The 24,333-nt window shown below is 27.6% G+C and carries 20 protein-coding genes; 13 read left to right on the top strand and 7 right to left on the bottom strand.

Going from position 1 to position 24,333, the window contains the following annotated elements; translation table 11 throughout:
- Nucleotides 1-144 precede the first annotated feature (144 nt).
- The 3 genes from EG57_RS0218755 to EG57_RS0218745 form a co-directional block, all read right to left on the bottom strand.
- Nucleotides 145-1,041 carry a cyclic di-GMP-binding domain-containing protein, MshE-related gene (locus EG57_RS0218755; RefSeq protein ID WP_032078677.1) on the bottom strand — a complete coding sequence of 299 codons (897 nt, stop codon included), beginning with the start codon at nt 1,039-1,041 and terminating at the stop codon, nt 145-147.
- Nucleotides 1,042-1,044: 3 nt separating this feature from the next.
- The gene (locus tag EG57_RS0218750) at nt 1,045-1,425 is read right to left on the bottom strand and encodes a response regulator (RefSeq protein ID WP_032078676.1); all 381 of its coding nucleotides are present in this window, start codon (nt 1,423-1,425) and stop codon (nt 1,045-1,047) included.
- A 471-nt stretch (nt 1,426-1,896) separates the two neighbouring features.
- On the bottom strand, nt 1,897-6,375 hold the full coding sequence (locus tag EG57_RS0218745) for a DNRLRE domain-containing protein (protein ID WP_084572269.1): 4,479 nt from the start codon (nt 6,373-6,375) through the stop codon (nt 1,897-1,899).
- A gap of 243 nt (nt 6,376-6,618) precedes the next feature.
- Between EG57_RS0218745 and EG57_RS0218740 the strand changes: the two genes are divergently transcribed.
- From EG57_RS0218740 to EG57_RS0218680, 13 genes are all read left to right on the top strand, one after another.
- Nucleotides 6,619-8,346 (top strand): ABC transporter ATP-binding protein, encoded by a 1,728-nt coding sequence (locus EG57_RS0218740; protein WP_032078675.1) that lies wholly within the window; start codon nt 6,619-6,621, stop codon nt 8,344-8,346.
- 1 nt (nt 8,347) lies between these two features.
- Nucleotides 8,348-10,189: an ABC transporter ATP-binding protein gene (locus tag EG57_RS0218735; protein ID WP_032078674.1), complete on the top strand. Its 1,842-nt coding sequence runs from the start codon at nt 8,348-8,350 to the stop codon at nt 10,187-10,189.
- Nucleotides 10,190-10,257: 68 nt separating this feature from the next.
- Nucleotides 10,258-11,490, top strand: a complete 1,233-nt coding sequence (locus EG57_RS0218730) for a DUF4317 family protein (protein ID WP_029159516.1) — start codon at nt 10,258-10,260, stop codon at nt 11,488-11,490.
- 49 nt (nt 11,491-11,539) lie between these two features.
- On the top strand, nt 11,540-11,878 hold the full coding sequence (locus tag EG57_RS0218725; protein WP_032078673.1) for an arsenate reductase family protein: 339 nt from the start codon (nt 11,540-11,542) through the stop codon (nt 11,876-11,878).
- A gap of 290 nt (nt 11,879-12,168) precedes the next feature.
- Complete coding sequence (locus tag EG57_RS0218720) at nt 12,169-12,474, top strand: FAD:protein FMN transferase (RefSeq protein ID WP_032078672.1); 306 nt, start codon at nt 12,169-12,171, stop codon at nt 12,472-12,474.
- Nucleotides 12,475-12,498: 24 nt separating this feature from the next.
- On the top strand, nt 12,499-13,746 hold the full coding sequence (locus EG57_RS0218715) for a 4Fe-4S binding protein (protein WP_032078671.1): 1,248 nt from the start codon (nt 12,499-12,501) through the stop codon (nt 13,744-13,746).
- A 297-nt stretch (nt 13,747-14,043) separates the two neighbouring features.
- Nucleotides 14,044-15,534 (top strand): spore germination protein, encoded by a 1,491-nt coding sequence (locus EG57_RS0218710; protein ID WP_032078670.1) that lies wholly within the window; start codon nt 14,044-14,046, stop codon nt 15,532-15,534.
- A complete protein-coding gene (locus EG57_RS0218705; RefSeq protein WP_032078669.1) occupies nt 15,534-16,622 on the top strand; it encodes a GerAB/ArcD/ProY family transporter in 1,089 nt (362 codons plus the stop codon). Before EG57_RS0218710 ends, EG57_RS0218705 begins: the two co-directional genes overlap by 1 nt.
- Nucleotides 16,615-17,736, top strand: coding sequence for a Ger(x)C family spore germination protein (locus EG57_RS0218700; RefSeq protein WP_032078668.1), 1,122 nt, complete (start codon nt 16,615-16,617; stop codon nt 17,734-17,736). Before EG57_RS0218705 ends, EG57_RS0218700 begins: the two co-directional genes overlap by 8 nt.
- A gap of 84 nt (nt 17,737-17,820) precedes the next feature.
- Complete coding sequence (locus EG57_RS0218695) at nt 17,821-18,810, top strand: ABC transporter substrate-binding protein (RefSeq protein ID WP_032078667.1); 990 nt, start codon at nt 17,821-17,823, stop codon at nt 18,808-18,810.
- A complete protein-coding gene (locus tag EG57_RS0218690) occupies nt 18,782-19,522 on the top strand; it encodes an ABC transporter permease (protein ID WP_032078666.1) in 741 nt (246 codons plus the stop codon). The genes EG57_RS0218695 and EG57_RS0218690 overlap by 29 nt, the downstream gene beginning before the upstream one ends.
- 15 nt (nt 19,523-19,537) lie before the next feature.
- On the top strand, nt 19,538-20,149 hold the full coding sequence (locus tag EG57_RS0218685) for an ABC transporter ATP-binding protein (RefSeq protein WP_032078665.1): 612 nt from the start codon (nt 19,538-19,540) through the stop codon (nt 20,147-20,149).
- A gap of 143 nt (nt 20,150-20,292) precedes the next feature.
- On the top strand, nt 20,293-20,478 hold the full coding sequence (locus EG57_RS0218680) for an alpha/beta-type small acid-soluble spore protein (protein WP_032078664.1): 186 nt from the start codon (nt 20,293-20,295) through the stop codon (nt 20,476-20,478).
- Nucleotides 20,479-20,593: 115 nt separating this feature from the next.
- Here EG57_RS0218680 and EG57_RS0218675 read toward each other — a convergent pair whose 3' ends face one another.
- From EG57_RS0218675 to EG57_RS0218660, 4 genes are all read right to left on the bottom strand, one after another.
- Nucleotides 20,594-21,478, bottom strand: coding sequence for an SPL family radical SAM protein (locus EG57_RS0218675; RefSeq protein WP_032078663.1), 885 nt, complete (start codon nt 21,476-21,478; stop codon nt 20,594-20,596).
- Between the two features lie 95 nt (nt 21,479-21,573).
- Entirely contained in the window at nt 21,574-22,296 is a 723-nt protein-coding gene (locus tag EG57_RS0218670; protein ID WP_032078662.1) for a zinc ribbon domain-containing protein, read from the bottom strand.
- A 105-nt stretch (nt 22,297-22,401) separates the two neighbouring features.
- On the bottom strand, nt 22,402-23,346 hold the full coding sequence (locus EG57_RS0218665) for a helix-turn-helix transcriptional regulator (RefSeq protein WP_032078661.1): 945 nt from the start codon (nt 23,344-23,346) through the stop codon (nt 22,402-22,404).
- A 117-nt stretch (nt 23,347-23,463) separates the two neighbouring features.
- Nucleotides 23,464-24,246, bottom strand: a complete 783-nt coding sequence (locus tag EG57_RS0218660) for a flavodoxin family protein (RefSeq protein WP_032078660.1) — start codon at nt 24,244-24,246, stop codon at nt 23,464-23,466.
- Nucleotides 24,247-24,333 lie beyond the last annotated feature (87 nt).

Raw genomic sequence — 24,333 nt, 5'->3', positions numbered from 1 at the left:
ACGTAATGCACTAAGAAGTAACTTTCAACTGTATGGAGACTGATATATGCTGTGAAGTGAGTTTTCCTTCACAGCATATATCAGTCGGAATACAGTTAAAAGTTACTTCGCTTACACACACGCTTGTGTCGCATAATTTTTAAATTACTCAATAATTGGAGTTGATTTTGAAATAATAAAGTCAACTTTTCCAAAAGAAAATACAATAGGTATACGATAAGCTTCCGTTAAATTAGTTAAGACACCTTTAGAATGCATTTCTTGAGGATTTAGCTGAAGTTCAGTATTATTTTCAGACATATTTACAATGAATATTCCGTTAACTAAATTTAAAAATTCTCCTATAGATTCTTGAGTATATCCATCATTTTCACTGAGATCTTCCTCAGTGTACTTTTTAGCAAATTCTAGTAATGTTTTTTGTTCAGCAGATACACAAATATATAATTCAAAATCTCCATTAATTTTTTGTGAAGAAATGTAATCAAATTCATATTCATCTGTAGGCATAATTTCTATGGGTCTAAAATCACTATCAATAAATCTAATAATATTTTTTAGCAAAAGAGAAAAATATTTTTTATAAATAGCACCATAAGAACAATTATTAAAATTGTAAAATTTATCCATAATTTCATCTAAATTTTCATTTATTAGAAAATTGAAATCTTCATCGCTAATACTATATGATAGTTTATAATCATTAAGTGCTTGATCAAACTCAGCAAGAGTCATGTAATTCTTATCTAAAATAGCTTGTCTAACAAGCATATCCTTTGATTCTTGTTCAAAAAGTAAAATTTCTAACTGCTCTTCATTTAGAAGGCTCATATCAATTGAAAGTTCACCAAATTTTTTGTCAATTCTATATTGTGTTTTATGTACCTCATCAACATTATCTTTAGTCATAAATCCTGAGTTAACAGCTAACTCGCCTAATCTAACATGTATAGATTTTTGTAAATCTAACAAATTTTTCAATTGCTCGGGTTTAAGTAATTTCTCGTTTAAAAGATAATTGCCAAATAATTGTGTAAGCATAAATTACTGAACCTCCTCATTAAACTCCTTTAATATACTTTCAATCTTTATGTTTGCAAATGGTTTTTGTATAAACTCACAAGCTCCTGCTTCAAGAGCTTTTTTTAGTAATATTTTAGTACCTGATGAAGATGACATGATAACTTTTGCATTTTTATCAAATTGAATAATTTCATTTAAGGCTGTAATACCATCTTTTACAGGCATGACTATATCCATAAAAACCAAATTAGGAATATATTTTTTATACATATCTATGGCGTTTTGTCCATCTGATGCTTCAAAAATTTCGGTGCAGCCATATTTAAATAACAGTTCTCTTAGTTTTTTTCTTATTAGACTTGAATCATCACAAATAAGAACCTTTAATGAATGTAGTTCCATTATATTTGTTTTCCCCCTTATCATATAAAATACTTTTATAGATAGTAAATTTTATATTTATATATAATATTATACATGAATATGAAGGTATATACAATATTGTATATTATTATACAAATTTGTACCACAAATTTCATAAATGTTTTATAAATACCAATATAACATAAAAATAATTAAAATTAATATTAAAATTTATATTTGATTAAATTAATAGTTAACTTTTACATATCCGTATGTAATTTTTGAATTAATATAAAAAATATTATTAAATATTTTTTATAGGGCAATTTAGAGGACAATGGATATGAATTTTTTAAATCCTTTTTTATTGTCCTCTTAAAAATATTACTTATTATAACTTTTAAACTACTAAATATAAATTTAAATAAAATCTTCTGCTTTTTTTAGTTTAATTAATAGTTGAGAAAGCACTATAATTGTAGTAAAGTTATTTTCAATTAGATTATTATTTTAAATTTTATTTGTTATGCTATTTTCAGATATTTCAATAGTTGTTAAATCAGTACCATCAAAGCTTAAATTAGAAGTTACATTATCAGTTATTTCATTGTTAATTATAGTTATATTAGAAGGAACCTTACCTGCGATACTATGGATTCCTTCAGCTGTAGAGCTAAAATATATTCCATATACAGCATTTTCATGAATCTTATTATTTTGAACATTTATATTTTTTGAGGTGTTTATCCAAATACCATATCCTTTGGAATTATATATATCGTTGTGATCAATTAAGAGTTTGCCTTTAGCAGCTTTAACTGATTCAAGGATCAATGCATGACTGTTAAAGCCTGATATTTGATTATTAATAATTGTTAAACCTTTAAAATCTATCATATCATTTAAGTGTCTTGGGTCATCAGGAGGATAAAGGAAAGCTTCAGCATCATATCCCATATAAATTCCATAATTACTGCCTTGAGGTGAATAAATTATATTGTCTGATATGATTATATTTTTATATGATTGTTTATCTTGTTTGTTTTCAATAGCTATATTCCAATCTCTAATTTCAAGTCCTATTATTTTTACATTGTTTGATGATATAGTGATAGCCGTTTCTGTAGCTATTTTTTTGTTTCTTTGCTTTAATATAACATCAGAATTGCCTTGTAATATTAAGGGTCTCTTTATTTCTAAAGCTTCATCATATATATTCGGAAATAAATTAATTTTCATTATGGAATATACAATTATGGAAAATTTTAATACTTTAGTATCATCTACTGTAACTATTTTGTTATCTACTGTTCCGTTGATGTTTGTTATGCTTCTACAGGTTATAGGTATGCCTTCAAAAATTCCATCTAACTTTATAGTTGTAATATTTGATTGAGTCAAAGCAAATATCACTGCTAAAGAGTTATTTGCTTTAGCAATAGTAGGATTGATTTTTTTATAACCTTTTACATCAATAGTAGTTATATCTGTAACACCACTTTGTATATTAACATGAGTGATGTTTTTTCCATCAATAGTTAAATTATTAGAATTTAAATTTAAAGCTTCAACATTAGATCCAATATCTAAAGTTAAGCTTGTATTTTCAGCATCAATTTGAATGTTTTTAACGTTTCCGCCTTTGTTTATTTTAATGTTTATATTGGGAACATCTATTATTAAATTTCCAATAAATGTTCCTTTATCAATTAAAATGTTAGAATATTCTGATTGTAAACTGAAATTATTGATTTCAGCTCCAATTGTTTGTAGTATTTGCGTTGGTGCACCTTGCGTCGGAGAAGTGATAATAATTTTTTCAACTATACTTTTAATAGGTGTGTCAGATAAAACATCTTCATCTAATATAATCTTTGCATTGCCACAAAAATACAATATAGGAGTGCTTAGACCATATAGATGAATATTCTTAATATCTTCTGAAAGAATTCTTGTTCCTAAAGTAGCAATTACATTATGCAAAGATATACTTGCGTATAGTCCTATACATATAATCAGCTCTCCATCTATAATTAAATTGTTTAGTTGATTTTCATCAGCACCAATATCAAATGTTACATTTGGAGCTGTTAAAGTGTATTCATTTGTTCCATAACTATCTAAAATAACGTATTTATTTATAAAAAGAGGATTGGTTAATGTTATATCATTCAGTAAAGATATATGAACTACAGAATCATCTGAAAGTGAATTTATTAATTCTGTTTCAGTACTTACAGTAACATGTATTAATGTTTTTTTAGATATTGTTATTTTATACACATTTGTTACTAATTTATCTTGTGATGTACATTCAACTAAAATTTCATCATTAATTTTAAATTTATATAAATCCCATTGAGTTTTGTCAATTACAGTATTTTCACCATTTTTTACTACTATAGTTTCATTAGGTTTACATTGAGTTATGCTAATACCTGATGTAGTACCAGTATTTATTAGTAAGATTGCACCATTAGGATTACTATCTGTTATTAAAGCTTGATTTAAATCTATACTATAGTTTTCTATTTCTATAGAACTTAAATTAGCATTAGGATTTGCAGGTACGCCATTTATTAAAGTTTCATTGGTATCAGTAAAATATATATAACTTTCTTTTAAATTATTTTTTACATTAGATATTAAATTACCTTTAAATTCAGTAATGGATTTTTGAACACCTTGAAGTTCTATTGCTGTACTAAATATACCATTTGGTTCCTGTGTTTCTATTGGAGTAAGTGGGTCATTCCATACATTATCTACCACATTATTTGTAATATTTATATTAGTTGATATAAATAATTGTTTAGTCTTTGCATTTAAAGCTTCTACAAATATACCACGTCTTGCTATATTTTTTATAATATTTAAAGCTACATTTAAAGTATTAATAGGTGAAGGAAGAGCTGTAGTTCCTTCCTTATAAGCTAGTATACCATTACCACAAGCTGCTTTGCCTTTAGGTCTTACTATATTTTTTATTATATTATTATAAACACTGCAGTTATCTCCATGAACGTATATACCATTTTGTGCAGAGTTATTTCCATCTACAGTTAAATTTTTAATAATTACATTACTGCTGTCTGCTGCAATAACTGCGCTATAAGGAGTAAAGCTTAAATTACTTATATTTTGATCTGCTGATATTGTTATATTTCTGGATACTCCATTTAATATAACAGGCCTTTTTATTTCTATTGGAGTAGCTATATTTAATATATTTTGTAAAACATTGATAATACCTATTTCTGTCCAATTTGTGAGTACATCTCTTAAATCATCTTCTGTAGAAACACCATATATTATATGATTTTCTGGTAAGTCAGGAATATTAGTATATGTCACACGTTTATGCCAGTCAAAACCTTTAAAGTTGCTGTCCGTAATATTTATATTTGAAGATGTAGCGTTATTGTTAATTATTGAGATACCTATAAAATTGTTATTATGTGAATTTTCAAATTCAGAACTTATATCTATATTACTGCAGCTATCTTCAATTGTAATAGAAGATTTGTTGTTATCTTTAAATTTAGTCTTAGATATGCTACAATTTGTAATACTTTTAAATACTAAAGCTTCACTAGTATTTGTAAATTCACATTCTGTAATTTTTATATTAGATAAATTTTCAAAATTAAGTGCAGTTTTAAACTCTTTCATATGCACATTTTTTAGACTTACTGAACTTTTAGCTAAAAATTGCCCTATAAAATTAGCGCCATCTGTATTTGGTAAACCTACAATATTTAAATTTTCTAAAGTAATTTTTATATTTGCAAAGAAATAAATATATATATTCATATTAGATAAGATTAAGTTGGTAAGAGGATTGCCATAATCATCAACCATTCCTGAAATAGTAATATTCCTTGAAGCATCAATGGAATGATTTGATATACTAAAATTACCTGCTGGAATATTAATGTTATTTATAGAAGCATCATTTAATGCATTGAATAATTCTTTATTATCTTTAATTTGACCAACTACATTAAAAAAGATATTAGAAGAATGATTAATTGATTTAGAATCTATGCTTATATTTGTAGTTCCAGTTTTATTTATTGTAATTTGTCCATTTTCATCCACTGGTATATTAATATTATTAGAATTATATTTTAAAGCTACAGAATTTTCATTTATAATATTATTTTTTGCAAGAATAGAACTTCCTGTAGGTAAGAATAATTTAGGTTGCTTTATAATTACTAATGATATTCTGTCATATTTTCTTGGAGATGAAGTAGCAATTATTTTATAATCTCCATTAACAACCTCTACAGCTTTTTCAGAAAACCATACCAAACCATCGTCACTTATTTGCAAAACAGCTAAAGTTTCTTTATTTCCAGTTTTTTTTACTTTATAAGCTGTTGAAAAATTATTACCAAGCTGATATAAATTACTGATTGCTATTGACACATCTCCGTTTTGTTTACTATCAGTAACTAGTTTGTGATCATCATATTCCACAATAAGCCTAGGCCACATAGAATCCTGAGTATATTCCCTGCTTCTAAACCAAATAGAAGATGAATCATTTTGTGAGGCTATTACTTCTATTCCATTAACAGCTTTAGTTTTATCGTTTAGCCATTGTTTAACAATAGATGTAACATCAATGTCAAAATATCCATTTAAGTTGTTATCAGTTAGTATGGAGGTATAACCGACCTCTTCATGAGAAGGTTGATTGGCCCAATTAGTCTCCATTTCTTTGAAATTTTCAAGTAATTTATAAGCAGTTACTTCCTGCTTGCCTGTTTTTTCTTTTTTATATACATATAACCTTAGTAATGCGCTTACAATACTTACTTTTGAAAATGTTGAAGGGATATTAAACTTTAAAAGGATTTTTTGGTGATTATTTTCTGATAAAGAGTTTCCAATTAGCAAAGAATCTGATTTCCCAAAATTAATGGTTTCATCATACTTGCTTATATAAGTGTCTTCTATAGGTAAAAGTATTTCTATCAAAAATATCATCTCCTAAATTTATTGCTTTGATGTGTATAGCTTTAGTCATAGTACATAATATGCTGATGAGATTTTTTGGATATAAAGATTTTAAATTATGTTATATAATTAAATTGCTAATTATAATTAATTACTTATAACAACATAATTAAATGCGTATACATAAAGTTAAAATTCAAACTTTCACTGTACTCTTGTACCGAATAATGCTTATAATGTAAAATTAAAAAAGGGGTGAATGGAGTGAAATTCTTAATAAAGTACATAAAAAACTATTGGAAATTATTTATAGTAGCAGTAATATTCTTAACAATTGAGGCTTTGTGTGATTTAATGCAACCTACAATAATGTCTAAGATAATAGATATAGGTGTTGCAAATAAACAAATGGATTATGTAATGAATAAAGGAATTATAATGCTTTTAATTACAGCACTTGGTGCAGTAGCAGCATGTGGAAGAAATATTTTATCCAATTATGTATCTCAGAAATTTTCAGAAGAACTTAGATTAGATCTTTTTAAAAAAATACAAGGTTTTTCTTTTGATAATTTGGATAAATTTAAAGGAGCATCGCTTGTAACTAGGTTAACTAATGATGTAACTCAACTGCAGAATTTTTGTAATGGACTTATGAGAATTTTTGTTAAGGCTCCTCTTGTATGTATAGGAAGTATTATAATGGCTGCTAAACTTAATCCTAGAATGTCTTTAGTATTAGTTGTAGTTATACCAATTGTAATAATTTTTATATTTGCTAACATGCAAATTGGTTATCCATTTTTCATCAAGGTTCAAAAGGCTTTAGATAAGGTGAATACTGTAATGAGAGAATATTTATCTGGAGTTAGAGTAGTTAAAGCTTTTAACAGATTTGATTATGAGATTAAAAGATTTGAAGGTGCAAATGGAGAATTGGCGTCAGCATCTACTAATGCAATGAGATTGATGTCTGTTTTTTCACCAATTATAAGGTTAACAGTAAACTTAGGTATAGTAGCAGTTATCTGGATTGGAGGATTTCGTGTAAACAATGGAAATATGTATGTAGGTCAAGTAATTGCTTTTATTAATTATATGACACAAATTCTTTTTTCTCTTATGATGATATCTTTTGTTTTTACAGTATTTGTTAGAGCTAGAGCTTCTGCTGAGCGTATTGGGGAAGTATTTATGGAAGAAAACGAAAGGAATTGCTCTAAAGCTATCAAAGAAAATGTTAAAACAAGGGTAAAGGTAGATTTTGAAAAGGTTTATTTTTCATATGCTGAAAGTAAAGGAGAGCCTATAATTAAAAATATCACATTTAGATGTATGTCAGGAGAAACAATAGGGATTATAGGAGCTACAGGAGCAGGAAAAACAAGTCTTGTTAATTTAATACCTTGTTTTTATAATGTAACTAGTGGATCAGTTAAGGTAGATGGAATAGACGTTAATCATATGGATTTAAAAACTTTGAGAGAAAAAATAGCAATTGTTCCTCAAAAATCTATATTATTTACAGGTACTGTTAAAGATAATATACTTTGGGGAAAGGAAAATGCTTCAGATGAAGAAATAAAGAATGCGGCAAGTATGGCCCAGGCTCATGATTTTATTTCTTCATTTCCAGAAGGTTATGAAACTAAAATAGGTCAGGGGGGTGTAAATTTTTCAGGAGGTCAAAAACAGCGTATTTCCATTGCTCGCGCATTAATTAAAAAACCAGATATTTTAATATTAGATGATTGTACAAGTGCTGTAGATGCAGCAACAGAAACAAGAATTAGGTTATCTTTAAAGAAGTATTTTAAAAATCTTACATGCTTTATAATAGCTCAGCGTATTACAAGCGTTATGGAAGCTGATAAAATAATTGTGATGGATAATGGTGAAATAGCTGGTGTTGGTAAACATGAGCAGCTTATGAAAGATTGTAATATTTATAAAGAAATATTTTACTCACAGATAGGTAAAGAGGTGGTGTAACGTGGGCCAAGGAGATAAAAGCCCAATAGGTGTTGGCAGAAATATAATGGGAAAATCTAGCAAAAGGCACGGTAGAATGATGCCTGTTGTAAAACCAAAAAATTTCAAAGAAACTATATCTAGATTGTGGAAATATTTTGGCAGTGAACGTAAATTTTTAACACTGATATTCATTTTTATTATAATTGATGCTGCACTTTCCCTTGCAGTACCATATATTATAGGGAAATCCGTAGATGCAATGTCTGAAATAAATGGAAAAGTGAATTTTGCAGTACTTAAAATAATGACTATTACGCTTATAACAGCTTATATAGGTGATGCAATTATTACTTTCATTCAAGGCTGGATTATGGCGGGAGTATCGCAGAGAATAGTTATGAGTTTACGCAGTCACCTCTATAAAAAACTTCAAAAGCTGCCAATATCGTTCTTTGATGTACATACACATGGAGAGGTTATGAGTCGTTTATCAAATGATATTGATAATGTAAGTAGTACAATATCACAGTCTACAGTGCAATTAATGTCTGGAATTATAAATATAATAGGATCACTTTTTATGATGGTAATTTTAAGCCCTATACTTACCTTAGCTAGTATGATAACTGTACCTATGGTACTTGTGCTTACCCGTATTATAGCTAAAAATACAGCACCTTTGTTTAAGGATCAACAAATAGAACTGGGAAAGCTTAATGGATATATAGAAGAAACAATATCAGGCATTGAAGTGGTAAAAGCTTTCAATCATGAAGATAAAGTAATTGAACAGTTTGAAGAAACCAATTCAAAATTGTGTAAGGTGGGTATAAAAGCTCAAATATTATCAGGATTTATAATGCCACTTATGAATGTAATTAACAACATAGGTTTTGCTGTAGTAGCTGGAGTTGGTGGTGTATTGGCAGTAAAAAATTTGATTACTGTAGGTATCATAGCAAGTTTCTTAAGTTATTCAAGACAGTTTTCAAGACCATTAAATGATTTAGCTAATATATTTAATACACTACAGTCTGCTGTAGCAGGAGCAGAAAGAGTATTTGAAATACTTGATGAGGAAGAAGAAGCTTCTGATATAGTAGAAGCTAGTGTATTAAAGAATGTAGATGGAAATGTAAGATTTGAAAATGTTAATTTTGGTTATAGTGATAATGTATCTGTATTAAAAAATATAAGCTTTGATGCATCAAAAGGAAGTACAACAGCTATAGTTGGACCTACTGGTGCTGGAAAAACCACTATTATAAATTTACTTACAAGATTTTACGATATAACTAGTGGAAGAATATTAATTGATGGCATAGACATAAGAGAATATACAAGAGATAGTTTGAGAAAGTGCTTTGGTATAGTACTTCAAGATACTTATCTTTTTTCTGGAACAATTAAGGAAAATATTAAATATGGCAATATGGATGCTACTTTTGAAGAAGTTAAAGAGGCTGCAGCCATGGCTAATGCAGATGTATTTATAAATAGGCTTCCTAAAGATTATGATACATTTTTGCAAGACAGTGGGGAAAATTTAAGTCAAGGACAAAGACAGTTGATTGCAATAGCTAGGGCTATTTTAGCTAATCCATCTATATTGATTTTAGATGAAGCTACGAGCAGTGTAGATACTCGTACTGAAATGAATATACAAGAAGCGATGTTAAAGCTTATGAAAGGACGTACAAGTTTTATAATAGCACATAGACTTAGTACCATTAGAAATGCAGATAATATCATGGTAATAGATGGTGGTGAAATAGTAGAAAAAGGGAACCATGAAGAACTTATTAAAAATAAAGGTATATACCATAATATGTATTTTAATCAATTTAAAAATGTTCAGTAATTCTGATATAATTATATATGGTGTAGAAAAAGTATAGTATTACAAATAAAGAAAGAGGTTTAATGAACATGAATAAAAAGGATTTAGCGGACATAAGAAAAGAATTTAAACTTGGAGCATACATGTTGCCTATAAAAGAAGTTTATAGTGTATATTTAAAAAAAGACAATGGAGAGATTATAACAAGGGAATTAAATCACTTTGAAATGATGGATATAGAAAAACAAGAGCTTTACTTAGAGAATTTTAAAAAGATATTAACAGGTAGTTTGGATTCTAAAATATTTGAATTGGATTTTAAAAATAATACCACAATAGAACAACTTGATAATAATGATGATTTAAATAATGAAGTTGAACAAGAAGTAGATATAGATAGTACCCAGCAGATTTTATATAAAGCGTTAAATGATAATAATGAAAGTATTGCAGCTTATGCAGATAAAGTAGTAGATAAGATAGCTGAAAATTATACTTATGACACTGATATAGTTATAAACTTTTTAAGAGCAGAATACTATAAGGGAAACAAGAAAAAAAGTATGGAAGCTGAAGAGTCTATAGATGATTTTATGCAATCCATAGAATTTTTATTGTGCAGTGTAAATAAGGTGGATGTTCCAAAGAAAGCATTAAAACTTGATTATTCGGATTTGACCTTTAAACCAAATTCAGCATTGGATATGATAATAAATTTAAAATCACCATTAGATGGTTTTATGTTTCCAAGCATTTCTGCAGAATATACAGATGTAAATAAAGCAGTTTATTACTCATCTAAGGCTAAACAGATGAACAATGTTTTTGTAGAGGAAGTATTAGGATGTAATGTTAAAGCTACTGCTATAGAGGAAAAAGAAACTTTTCATGCTATATTAAATACAGTGGTAGGAGATAGTATTAAGCCAGACACTATGCAGGAAATATATGAAAGAATGAATGAAAAACTAGAAATGGAAGAGGAAATTGAAGATGATGAAGAACCAACTGTAGATATGAAGGAAGTGGAAGAGGTTTTAAAAGAGAGTGGTGTAGAAAATACTGAAGTAGTAAAAAGTGCTTTTGAAGAATTATGTGGAAGTGATTATGAATTTAAGGTAAAAAACATAGTACCTGATTTTAAGAGTAAATCCATAAAAATAGAAAATGAAAATACCAATATTACAATAACTCCAAGGGATCTAAGCTCTATAAAGCAAATAAAGGATAAGAGAGGTAGAAAATGTCTTTTGATAGAGCTAAATGAAGATGTACAAATAAATGGCTTCAAATTGGAAACAGAAGAAGTAGATTATATATAATTAAATTACGAAAGTTGTAGAAGATCTTCTAGAAGGGAGCATTTAGCTTATGAATATTCAAATTTTTGGGGTAAAGAAATGCTTTGATACAAAAAAGGCAGAAAGATATTTTAAAGAAAGAAAAATTAAATATCAATTTATTGATTTAAATGAAAAGGAGCTAAGTAAAGGCGAGCTTAAAAGTGTTAGGGAAGCTGTTGGATTGAACAATTTAATAAACACTAAAACAAAAGAGTATACAAGATTAAATCTTGATAAAATTAGAGATAGCAATGTGAAAGAAGAAATACTTTTAAATAATCCTAAAGTTTATAAAACTCCAATAGTACGCAATGGGAAAGAAGCTACAGTAGGATATGAGCCAGATATTTGGGGAAATTGGGAATAACATTTTATTTTAATTTAAAAATAAAGCTATTATTAGTTTAGTGAGCTAATATAGCTTTATTTTTTTATTCAAAAAATGTTTTCTTATTTCTCAGCAAGCTCTAAGGAAACTCTAAACTTAAATTAAGGTAAGTGATATAGAATGTATTTATCAGGTAACAAACAGTTTTAATATTTCTAATTTTTGGAGAAAAGATAGAGAGCCAATACCTAAAAATAACACTATTTCATTATAAGAAATCTACTGTAATAACAGTAATTTAAAATACAGCAAAAGGAGGTATGAATATCATGTTTAATTTTAAAAAACTGATTAGCATATTTTCAAAAAATATTAAGAAGAATGAAATGCTAGTCTGGAAGGAATTTTATTCTCTTGGAACCATAATACAATTGAGAGCATATGGAAATAAATCTGAAGTAGCAATAAGTGAAGCTATGAAAAGAGTTAATGATATAGATGATAAAATGTCAGCATTTAAAGATTATAGTGAGCTTTCAAAAATCAATAGAAGTGCTGGTAAAAAAGTATATACCTCATCAGGTATTAAAGATAAATTTAACATTACTAATACAGAATTTTCGTATAGAAATTAAATTTAGCAGGAGGAAAAAACTATTATGAAGAAAAAAATATCTAAATTACAAATATTAAGAACCATAGTACAAGTTATATGCTTAATTGTACTTCCAGGATTATTTACTTTAAGTTTTAGTGAAATTGGAAAACTTTATTCCATGATTATAAAAGGTAATTTTAATTTAGTTCAAGCACTACCAGGTTTAACTGCAGCAATTGCAGTAGTTCCTATAACTATATTATTTGGCAGATTCTTTTGTGGATGGATGTGTGCTTTCGGAACTTTTAATGATTTTATATACATAGCATTTCAAAAGATGTTTAAAAAGCAATTTAGAGTAAATGAACGAATAGATTCTATTTTGAAATATGTAAAATATTTAATTTTAGCACTTATAATATGTTTTGTATGGACAATGGGAAATAGTACCTTAAATGATTATAGTCCTTGGAATGCTTTTGCGCAAATAGGAAATTTTACTGATGCCATATTTCAATATACTTTTGGATTTATACTATTAATATTTATAGCAGTAGGTGCAATGTTTATTGAAAGGTTTTTTTGCAGATATTTATGTCCTCTTGGAGCTATATTTTCAATTGTATCAAAAATTAGCATTTTTAAAATAAATAAGCCTAATGATAAATGTGGAAAATGCAGATTATGTACAAATAATTGTTCAATGGGTATAGAACTTTATAAGGTAAATAAAGTAAGTAGTGGAGAATGTATAAATTGTTTAAAATGTATAGACATTTGTCCAAGAAAGAATACACAAGCAAGTGTTGTAAATCAAGAAATTAATCCAGCTATTGCATCTGCAGTAGCAATAGCTGCCTTTACAGGATTATATGCTGTTAGCTCTGCATTAGGTGGTTCTGTTAAAAGTAATATGCCTGTAGGTACAAATACATCTAATGGTACAAATATTTCAGCTTCTAATAATTTAAATAATTCATCGCAAATTCAAAATAGGACTGGAAACTCTGAAAATGGTATATCAAGTAGTTTAACTAATGGACAATATAAAGATGGAACTTATACTGGTGTTGGACATGGATTTAGACCAGATTTAAAGGTTTCTGTTACAATATCAGGTGGAAAAATAAGTAATATAGAAATAATATCTCATAATGAATCTAGAGGTTATTATGAACAACCTTTTGATACAGTTCCAAAGGAAATTATACAGTCCCAATCAACTAATGTAGATACAGTATCAGGAGCTACAAGAAGCAGCAATGGAATTATAAGTGCAGTAGAAGATGCACTAAGTCAGGCAAAATAATCATTTAAATCTTATATTGTTTTTATAGGACAATTAAGGTAAGTTTTATCTATTATGTCAGAAAATTAATTTGTTTTTTAAGATAGGGCTGTTGCACTTAGTGCAGCAGTTTTTTTATGTGAGTTAAAAATTTTTGGTAGTGTAACGGAGAAAAATTATCCTTCACTGTCATCTTAAAAAAGTTATATTGAAAACTTGAATATAACTTTTAATAATTACAAACAATTTTAGTATATTACATATTTTAATTAAGATTGAGCTTGATTTAATAGTCTATAGAAAATAAAGGTGGTGCCTATGAATAATAATTTTTCTAATTTAGAAGAAAATATAAAAGTTTTTATTGATAAAATAGGAATTAAAAATCCTCCTGTAATAAAAAAATTTTTCATAGGGAAAGGTGATCCTATACGTGCTGCTATTATATATATGAATGGAATATCAAATAAAAATATTATTGACAGAGATATATTAAAACCTTTAATGATTAATGTTAAGGAAGATATTCTTCACAGCAAAGAACTTCCTACTTATCTGTGTGAAAGATATATTTATATGAGTGATACTTATGTTGAAGAAGATATTGATAATGCGGTAAATAGTGTAAAAAGAGGAAAAACTGTAATATTAATTAATGATATTTCTAATTTTATAGTAGTTGATACCACTGGAGGAAAAATACGTGAGATTTCTGAGCCAGTAAGTGAATCTTTTATGAGGGGACCAAGAGAAGGGTTTGTAGAAAATTTAGAAGTAAATTTGAGCATGTTACAAAGAATTGTAAAAGATAATAATTTGTCTATTGAAACAATTACAGTAGGAAGAAGATCGAAAACCGACGTTTCTATTGTGTATATAGATGATGTTGCAGATAAAGATATAGTCAATAATATAAAAAATAGAGTAAGTGCCATAGATGTTGATGTGGTGCAAGAATCTGGAATTGTAGAACAATTAATTGAAAAGTATCCATATACAATTTTTCCTCAGGTAGTTACTACAGAAAAGCCGGATAGGGTAGTAGCTAATATAATGGAAGGCAGATTAGCAATAATTGTGGAAGGTACACCATTTGCAATGATATTACCTGCAATATTTACAGACTTTTTTCAAAGTGTAGAAGATTACTATGAAAGAACAATAATATCTTCCTTTGTCAGAATTTTACGTATTATATCAGTTCTTATTGTTATAACATTACCTTCTATATATTTAATCTTCATTAGGTTTAATACTGAACTCATACCTATAAAGTTTATAATTCCTATAATACAATCAAGGAAGGATATAGCATTACCTCCACTTTTGGAAATACTTTCTATGGAAATTGTTTTGGAATTTTTGCGTGAAGGTGGCTTAAGATTACCAAGTAAAATAGGTCAAACTCTTAGTGTAGTTGGTGGATTTATAATTGGAGATGCAGCTATAAGAGCAAGGATAGTAAGTCCAGCTACAATAGTAGTAGTTGGAGTAGCAGCGGTTGCAACTTTTGTAATACCAAATTATGAAATGTCACTTTCCATAAGGCTAATAAGATTTCCAATACTTTTTCTTTCAAATTTATTAGGTGTTCTTGGCATAGCAGCAGGCTTTTATATTCTTGTAATTCATCTATATTCCTTAGATAGCTTTGGAGTACCATATCTTCTTAGTAATAAACATAGGGATTTAAAGGATATTTGTATAAGGGCGCCACTGTGGAAAATGGATGAAAGGCCACGATCTATACCAAATAATAATCCTATAAGACAAACCAATTTTAGAAACAAATTTAGGAGAAAAAAGTAATGAAAAGGGTAGCAAATGATGTAATAACAGCTAACCAGTTTATGTTCATAATGATAGGATCAATTATTGGTATAGGAGCTTTAAGTTTGCCAAATGATGTTATTAAAGACGCAAAGCAGAGTGGATGGATGTCAGCTTTTTTAGGAGCAGTATATCCATTGTATATTGTTATAGCAGCAGGATATATACAAAAAAAATCTCCAAACAAAAATATACTGTTTGTAAATAAGAAATGCTATGGAAAAGTAATAGGAAATATTTTAAACATATTTTTATTTTTATTTTTTCTGTTGATTATTACTTCAGAGATAAATGGACTTAGTAATATTATTAGAACAGCTATTGTTGGCTTTTTAACTCCTTTAAAAGTTTATATTGCAATTACATTTCTAGGAGCATATACAGCATATAAGGGATTAAAGGTCATAGGAAGAGCAAATGAAACTGTGTTCTATTTAAGCATAATTATGATTTCATTAGCAATATGGGCTCTCTTCAAAGGAAAAATTTCAAATGTAACTCCCATGTTTGGTTCTAGCATTCTAAATATAGTAAAAGCTAGTAAGGAAAGTGCTTATCAATATATAGGTATGGAAATGTATTTGCTTATATATCCATATGTTTCAGAAAACAAAGATTTAAAAAAGCTGGCGTTAAAGGGTATTTTTATAATTGCATTAATATATACATGGATTACATTTATAACTATTTATGCGTTAGGTATAGATATAATTCCAAGAGTTACAGCTTCATTTTTACTAACAGAAAAATATATAGAAGTACCATTTATTAATAATTTTAGATTTATATTCATAGTTTTATGGTCTCTTATGGTTTTTGTACTTATATCTAATTATTATTATGCTGAAATTCATATTTTGCATAATTTGTTTCCAAAAATAAGTGAAAATAAATTTTGTTTTATAATATATCCTTTTATTGTATTTTTGTCTATTAAGTATGTGAATTTTGAAATAAGAAAGAATTTCTTGAGTTATATTATACCGAAAGTTACAGCAGCTATGGTTTTTTATATATTGATTACAGTAATATTGATATACATTAAAGGGGGCAATAGGCTTGAATAAGAAGAAATTTTTAATTGTTATACTTATTATAGGCATATTTTCATACTTCTGGGTAGGACTTAAAGGTGAACAGCCTGCAGAAGATATGGAGGTAGTTATAGGTTTTGGTGCTGATCAAGAAAAAAAAGGTAAAGAAATTACATATATTGCTCCGAGTTCTATTTACACTTTTGAAGAAAGTGGAAAGGTATCTTCTTCTATAAGAGAGGGAAAAGGCATGACACCAGCTAGAACCAGAGAAAATAGGCAGATTACATCAAATAAAAGATATATATTAGGACTGGAAAAGGTATATATAATTGGAGAAGAAATAGCTGATTATGGAATACAAAATACACTAGAGATATTTTTTAGAAACTCCTATACAAATGATAATGGCTATGTGAGCGTTTGCAATGGTAAACCAAAGGATATACTTAAATTTAAAATTATTGGATATCCAAGTTCATCAGATTATATACAAGGTATGATAAAAAATGCAAAGTATTATAATTTCTTTTCAAGCAATTATAAAATTTCTGATATTTTTTTAGATATAGCTGCAGAAGGTAAAAATATAAATTTACCATATATAGAGATAGTAAACAATGAATTAAAAATAAATGGATTGAGTGTTTTCAAAAAATATAAAATGGTTGGTAAATTAGACATAGATGATGCTAGAATACTTAATATGTTAAGTGAAACTGATGGAAGAGGAATAATAACTGTAAGAGCGAATTCTAATGAATATTTAGATTATTATGCTAAAGTTAAGAGGCATGTAAATGTATATAAAAACGGTGACCAGTATAAATATATCATAGATTTAAAATTTACAGGTGATATAGTGTCGGATACATTATATGAAAAATTTGACATTGATAATAAGATAAACAATGAAATAAAAAAAGAAATAGAAGAAAGTATAAAAAAATCAAGTTACTATTTAATAGATAAATTGAAAAAAGAATATAAAGTTGATTCTCTTCAATTAGGTCAATATGCTGCTGCAAAGTATGGAAGAGGGAAAAAAATTGATTGGAATGAGGTTTTTACTAAAGCAGAAATAGAAGTAAATCCAAAGGTTCAAATAGATAGAAGAGGAAGGGGAGACTATCTATTAAAAAAATAGAAATATGCCTTTAGATTTGTTAACTATAAAGTTTTGTTATATAATTATAGATGCATTAATATTTATAATTAGGGGGGATACATAATGAAAAAGTCAGTAAAAATGTGGATTGCAGCTTTAACTTTAATGATTTTAACATTATTTGCAGTAGGATGTGGCAATAAACAAAGTTCTGAACAGTCAACTAAAAAAGAAAAGATTAAAATAGCAGCTTTAAAGGGGCCTACAGGCATAGGTATGGTTAAGCTCATGGATGAAAATAAGGAAGATTATGATATTTCCATGTTTGATTCACCAGATCAAATAGTATCTAAAATTGTAAATGGTGAAATAGATGGAGCAGCAGTACCTTCTAATTTAGTACCAATTTTATATAATAAGACAAAAGGTAATATTCAATTAGTAGGAATAAATACCTTAGGAATTTTATATGTTGTTGAAAATGGAAGTACCATAAAGGATATAAAGGATTTAAAAGGTAAGACTATTTATGCCAGTGGAAAAGGTGGAACACCAGAATTTGTCTTAAACTACATATTAAAGAAAAGTGGAATAGATCCAGAAAAGGATGTTAAAATTGAGTATAAAGGACAGCATAGTGATGTAGCTGCATTAGTAGCTTCACAGCCAGGAACTATAGCAGTATTGCCAGAGCCATTTGTAACTACTACAAAGATGAAGGTTAATAATTTACAAGTTCCAATAGATTTGACAAAAGAATGGGAAAAGGTATCTGGAGCTGACAGTAAATTAATAATGGGAACCTTAGTATTCAAAAAGGATTTTATAGATAAAAGAGGAAAAGATGTAGATGAATTCCTTACAAAATATAAAAATTCTGTAGACTTCGTAAATAAAAATAAACCAGAAGCAGGAAAGTTAGTGGAGAAGTATGGTATAATGCCAAAAGCTAAAGTAGCGGAAATGGCTATTCCAAAATGTAACATAGTGTTTATTAGTGCTAAAGATGGAAAAGCTTCTTTAAATAACTTTTATAAAGTTTTAAAAGAAAGTGATCCTAAATCCATTGGAGGAAAAATGCCTGATGAAAATTTCTACTACAAAGGAAATTAGAAAAATAAGTATATTAATATTTTGGATGTTAATTTGGGAGCTTTGCTCCCTTTTTATTAATAATTCTTTACTACTTCCGTCACCTTTAGAAGTAATAGAAGTTCTAGTTCAACTTGTTAAAAAAATTTATTTTTGGCAGTGTGCTTTTAATAGTGTTTTAAGAGTTATAGCAGGTGTATCTTTATCCATAGGTATAGGAATATTAATTGGAATTATTGCAGCTATTAATAAATTTATTGAGGAATTATTGGAACCATTAGTAGTATGCATAAAAGCTACTCCAGTTATGTCCATAATAATATTAGCTTTAGTTTGGTTTAAAGCTTCCAATGTAGTTATATTTACCAGTGTGTTAACATGTTTTCCTATAATATATACTAATGTATTAGAGGGAATAAAAGCTGTAGATAAAAACTTAATTGAGATGGCCAGCGTTTATAAAGTTAAAAATAAATACATAATAAAGGATATATATTTACCTTACATAAAACATTATATTGTTTCAGGCGTGTTAATGTGTTTAGGCATGGGCTGGAAGGTTTCTGTAGCTTCAGAAGTTTTAAGTATACCTAAGTATTCTATAGGGTTAAATCTTCTAAATGCAAAGTCAACCTTGGAAACTGCAGAGCTTTTTGCGTGGACAATTGTAATAGTAGCACTAAGTTTTATTTTTGAAACAATATTTAAATACTATATTAAAAATATAAAGTAATTAAGGGTGTAATTTATGGAGTACATAGATGATTATGGAGTAAAAATAAAAAACTTATATAAATATTATGATGAACATAAGATTTTTGATAATCTAAATATAAATTTTACAAAAAATAAAATTACTGTGATTTTAGGACCTTCAGGTTGTGGAAAGACTACATTATTAAATATTATAAGCGGTTTAACTAAAGCAGATAGCGGAGAAGTGATTTTAAATGATAAAGGTATATCTTATATATTTCAAGAAGATAGACTTATTGAGCAGCTTACAGTATATGAGAATATAGCTTTTGTGCTAAAGTCTATAATGAATAAGGATGAAATGGATAGTGTTATAGATAAATATTTAAATTTAGTTAAGCTTATAGAATATAAAGATAAACTTCCAAGTAAGTTGAGTGGTGGAATGAAAAGAAGAGTAGCTATAGCTAGGGCTTTTGCTTATAAAAGTAAATTGCTTTTAATGGATGAACCATTTAAGGGATTAGATGAAAAATTAAAAAAACAAATAATAGAGCAATTCTTAAAGCTTTACAAGCAGGATAAAAGAACAGTTATAATGGTAACTCATGATATGGAAGAGGCAAATCTTTTAGGAGATGAAGTTTATTCATTGGATAAGTGATTAAATTAATGTTAAAAATAAATTGTAAAAAGAGGAATACACCACCATGTTTGTATGTAATTTAATAGAGTAATAAAACTAAAAAAGAACAAAATAAGACCATAAAGTGTAGTACAAATCTTATTAAAGAGGAGGAATTACTTATGTCAAATAAAACATTAGTACCACAAGCTAAAGAAGGATTAAACAAATTTAAAATGGAGTCAGCTGCAGAAGTAGGTGTTAACTTAAAGCAAGGCTATAATGGTGACTTAACTTCTAGAGAAGCTGGTTCAATAGGTGGAAATATGGTTAAGAAAATGGTTGAAGCTTACGAAAAAGGACTATAGTATAATTTTAAGCCAGATAGGTCATTTACTATCTGGCTTTTGTTGATATATTAGCATGGCTATAATATTATTTATGAAATTCTCATATAATAGTTAAAAATATCAAAGCATACTTTTATAGCTTTTTATTTAGAAAACTAAGCTGAATATTGGATAATTTACTTTCGTATGAAGGCATTTTAGTAGAAATATTATATTTATCACAGTTTTCAAAAAATATATTTTTAAGTTTAGTATAATTATTTATACTACAGGAATAATAGTTTTTAAATCTTTTTTCATATTTAGATCTCAAGTTTGGAAATAACTCATCCAGTTTAGAATAGTAATATTCTCTTTGTCTGTCTCTTAATGTCATTCCGAAAGCAGGATAGATGAATTTCACACCATAGTCTTTTGCCATCTTTATAATTTTAATTATATTTTCTTCATTATCTTCAATAAAAGGAAGTATTGGCATCAAGGTTATGCCAGCATGTATACCTAAACTTGAAAGTATTCCTAATGCTTTAAACCTATCAGAAGATACTGGAGCTCTAGGCTCTATTTTTTTTGAAAGTGAGTCATCACAAGTGGTAATTGTAATAGCAATTTGAGCATATATATTGTTTATTTCTTGAAGTATATCTATATCTCTTAAAATAATATTACTTTTTGTAGTGATATGAACGGGATAGTGATTATCAGCAATTACTTGAAGAGATTTTTGTGTAAGTTTATATTTTTTTTCAATAGGTATATATGGATCACTCATAGCACCAGTTCCAATAGTCCCCTTTATTCTTTTTCTTACAAGTTCTTTTTTTAATAATTCTACTGCATTTATTTTAACATCAATATCATCAAAATTTTGAATTTGATAACATTCACTGCGGGAATCACAATATATACACCCATGCTGACAACCTCGATAAATATTCATAGTGTATTTAACACCAAACCAGCTGCTAGGGTTTTTACTTGTTATTAAAATGCTTTTGGCATTTATTTCTCTTACCATATATAAGGACTCCTTTACAAATAATCCATAATGAAATCTATTGATACAAAAACAATATATATTTTATTCTTTTAATGATTCTTTACTAAAATAAATTATTTTACAGCTACATATATATCCACTTCAGCATTTTCACTGTCATCATATTTTTTACCATAGAGTTCAAAATCTCCTGTATATGTTCTTTGAAAATTTGAATTCCATATATAAGACCAAGTTGCTCCAACTGTATCTGGCATCTTGCCTTTAGCAGTTACAACACAATATTTTGAAGCAGGTAATATTCTATATACCATTCCTTTTGGTATAGAATTTATATTGCTAACTTCATATCCAATTATAAAAGAATATATTCCAAATTCTTTATTTTCATAATCACAATATAAACCTAAAATTTCATCAGGATTTGTTTTGTTTAATATTTTATCTCCAAGTTTTTCATCGGAAAACTCTTTCCAAAAATTTGAAATTTCTTTTATACATTGACCATCTTTGTTGGTAGTTCTTATTTCTTTCCCAACTATCATAATTTTATTCTTTTCTTCTATTCTTGTTTTGGGATCTTCTTTTCTCCATCTTTTTAAAGCAGGCAAGCAATTTTTCATTAGATTTCTTGCTTCATTTTCATCCATACCGTTATCTTTCATAAAAGGCACACATGCATCTATCATTTCTTCCATAGTTAAATTTGGTTGTTTAAAAGCACCATTTTCATAACAGTAAATGCAATATTCCATGTTTTTTTCATTATTTACTTCAGTACCATAAACCTTCTCGTTCATTGGCATTCCACAGCTTTGGCAATATTTTTGTTCCATAAATTTTCTCCTTATCAATTTACTAAAATTACATATTTAAAGTTAAAATTCAAATTTGAACCCATATACTTTATGATTTTATTATATAGTAAAGCTTTGACAGCATTATGTCAGGTTTGAATACAAAAGACTGATTTTTTTACATTTGTTCTTTATAATTTCTCTTATATGATTAGGTTCTATTACTTCTACATATTCACCATAGCTTAAAATCATAGAATAAATCCATTCATCTTCAAAAAAATATGTATCTATAATTATACTTCCATCCTTTTCAAATTTCATTTCATCCTTATGGAATGAATCTTCTATTCTATATCTAACCTTTGGAGAGAATTTTAACTTAACTCTTACAGATGTTCTTTGAACTTTATTATTATTTATATATTCCTTATATGAGATTCTATTTAACTGTATTTCTTCATCCAGGAGTTTCAAATTCTCCATTCTCGATAATTTGAACAATCTATAATCATTTCTTAAATTGCAAAAGGAAAATAAGTACCAGTAAAAGCCTTTAAAAACAAGAGTTAATGGTTCTACTTTTCTAAAGTCATGTTCACCTTTTGAATTTCCATAATCGAAGGATATACATTTTTTATTTTCTAAAGCATGATGTACAATTTCATATTTTAAAATTTCATCTTCACATTTTTTAAAACCCCAGGGAGAATTATCTATGACCATTTGCTGAAAGTGAAGGTCGAATATTGACTTTTTTTCATCAGGTACAATGCTTTTTACTTTTTCAATGGCTATTTCAACTTTTTTATCATTTATAAACTTATTCATATTTTTTAAAGCATCTACTATAGAAATCATATCTTCTAATGTTAGAAATTGATGACTAATTTTATAATTATCTACAATATAAAAACCGCCATTATTTCCAGCCTGGGAAACTATGGGGATTCCAGACATGCTAATTGATTCAATGTCTCTATAAATTGTCCTTATAGAAACTTCAAATTTCTCAGCAAGTTCTGCTGCAGATATTTTTTTTCTATTTAAAAGTGTAACTACAATTGCCAGTAATCTATTAATTTTCATGGATTAATAATCCCTCCATAATATTTTAGCTATTGTTTCTATTATATCAAATAATTAAAAGATACAACTTGCAGTTTTAACTAAATATTATAGATGAGAGATAAAGTAGTTTTATGATTATTTATAATTTCTTCTATGATCAACAATTTGTTTGCCTAGAAAATCAAAAAAATAACCTGATAGCTTTTTTATGGGTCCTAACGAAACATTATAGTAGTAATCAGATTCAAACCAACCGTTCTCTTTAAAATAACAATAATCTTTAAATTTCTCATTTTGAATTATTAGCATACTTGTACGGGCTATTCGGAATATCAATAATTTGGTAAAAGAAGGATTTGGTAATTTAGTAAGCATAAGTTTATTATAAAATCTAAAGTAAGTTTTATTAAGTTTTTGTGTTATTTTTTTCTGTTCTTGAGCTGTTCTAGGTTCTAGTGATGTCAAACAACATCCTTTTGCTACATTAAATCCTAATTTTTCTCCTGTACTTTCTAGATATTTTACAATGGAAGCTCCTCCATATATTCCTTGAACAACAATAGCTGTGAAGGCTTTACCAAAAAAACGTGGACGGTGAAAAATAAAGGCTATTCGATCTAAAAAATTTTTCATAAGTGCAGTTACATGAAATGCATAATTGGGAGTAGCAAAAATTATTCCATCAGAATTATTGATTTTTTCAAGTAATAAATCTCGATCATCTTTCAAAGGACAATATTCTTCGCCTTTGTTAAAGCATAACTTACAACCTGTGCAATTTAAAAGGTTATAGTCCCTTAAAAAAACATATTCGAAATCAATTTCTGTGTGGGATTTGAAATTTTCAATGAATTGTTGAATCACTTGATAAGTTGCCCCTTTTCTAGGACTGCCAATAAATATAGTAATTTTTTTCATTTTTTAATCTCTCCTATTAACAATATATTTTAGTCGCTTGCGGAATTCCGCAAGCGTTGATTCGCCTAACTTTTTAGCCGTTAGGCT

Origin of the sequence: Clostridium drakei (assembly GCF_000633595.2) — a bacterium.
Classification (GTDB): Bacteria; Bacillota; Clostridia; order Clostridiales; family Clostridiaceae; genus Clostridium_AM; species Clostridium_AM drakei.
Note: the sequence above shows the minus strand (reverse complement) of the source record. Positions and strands in the feature narration are given on the sequence as shown.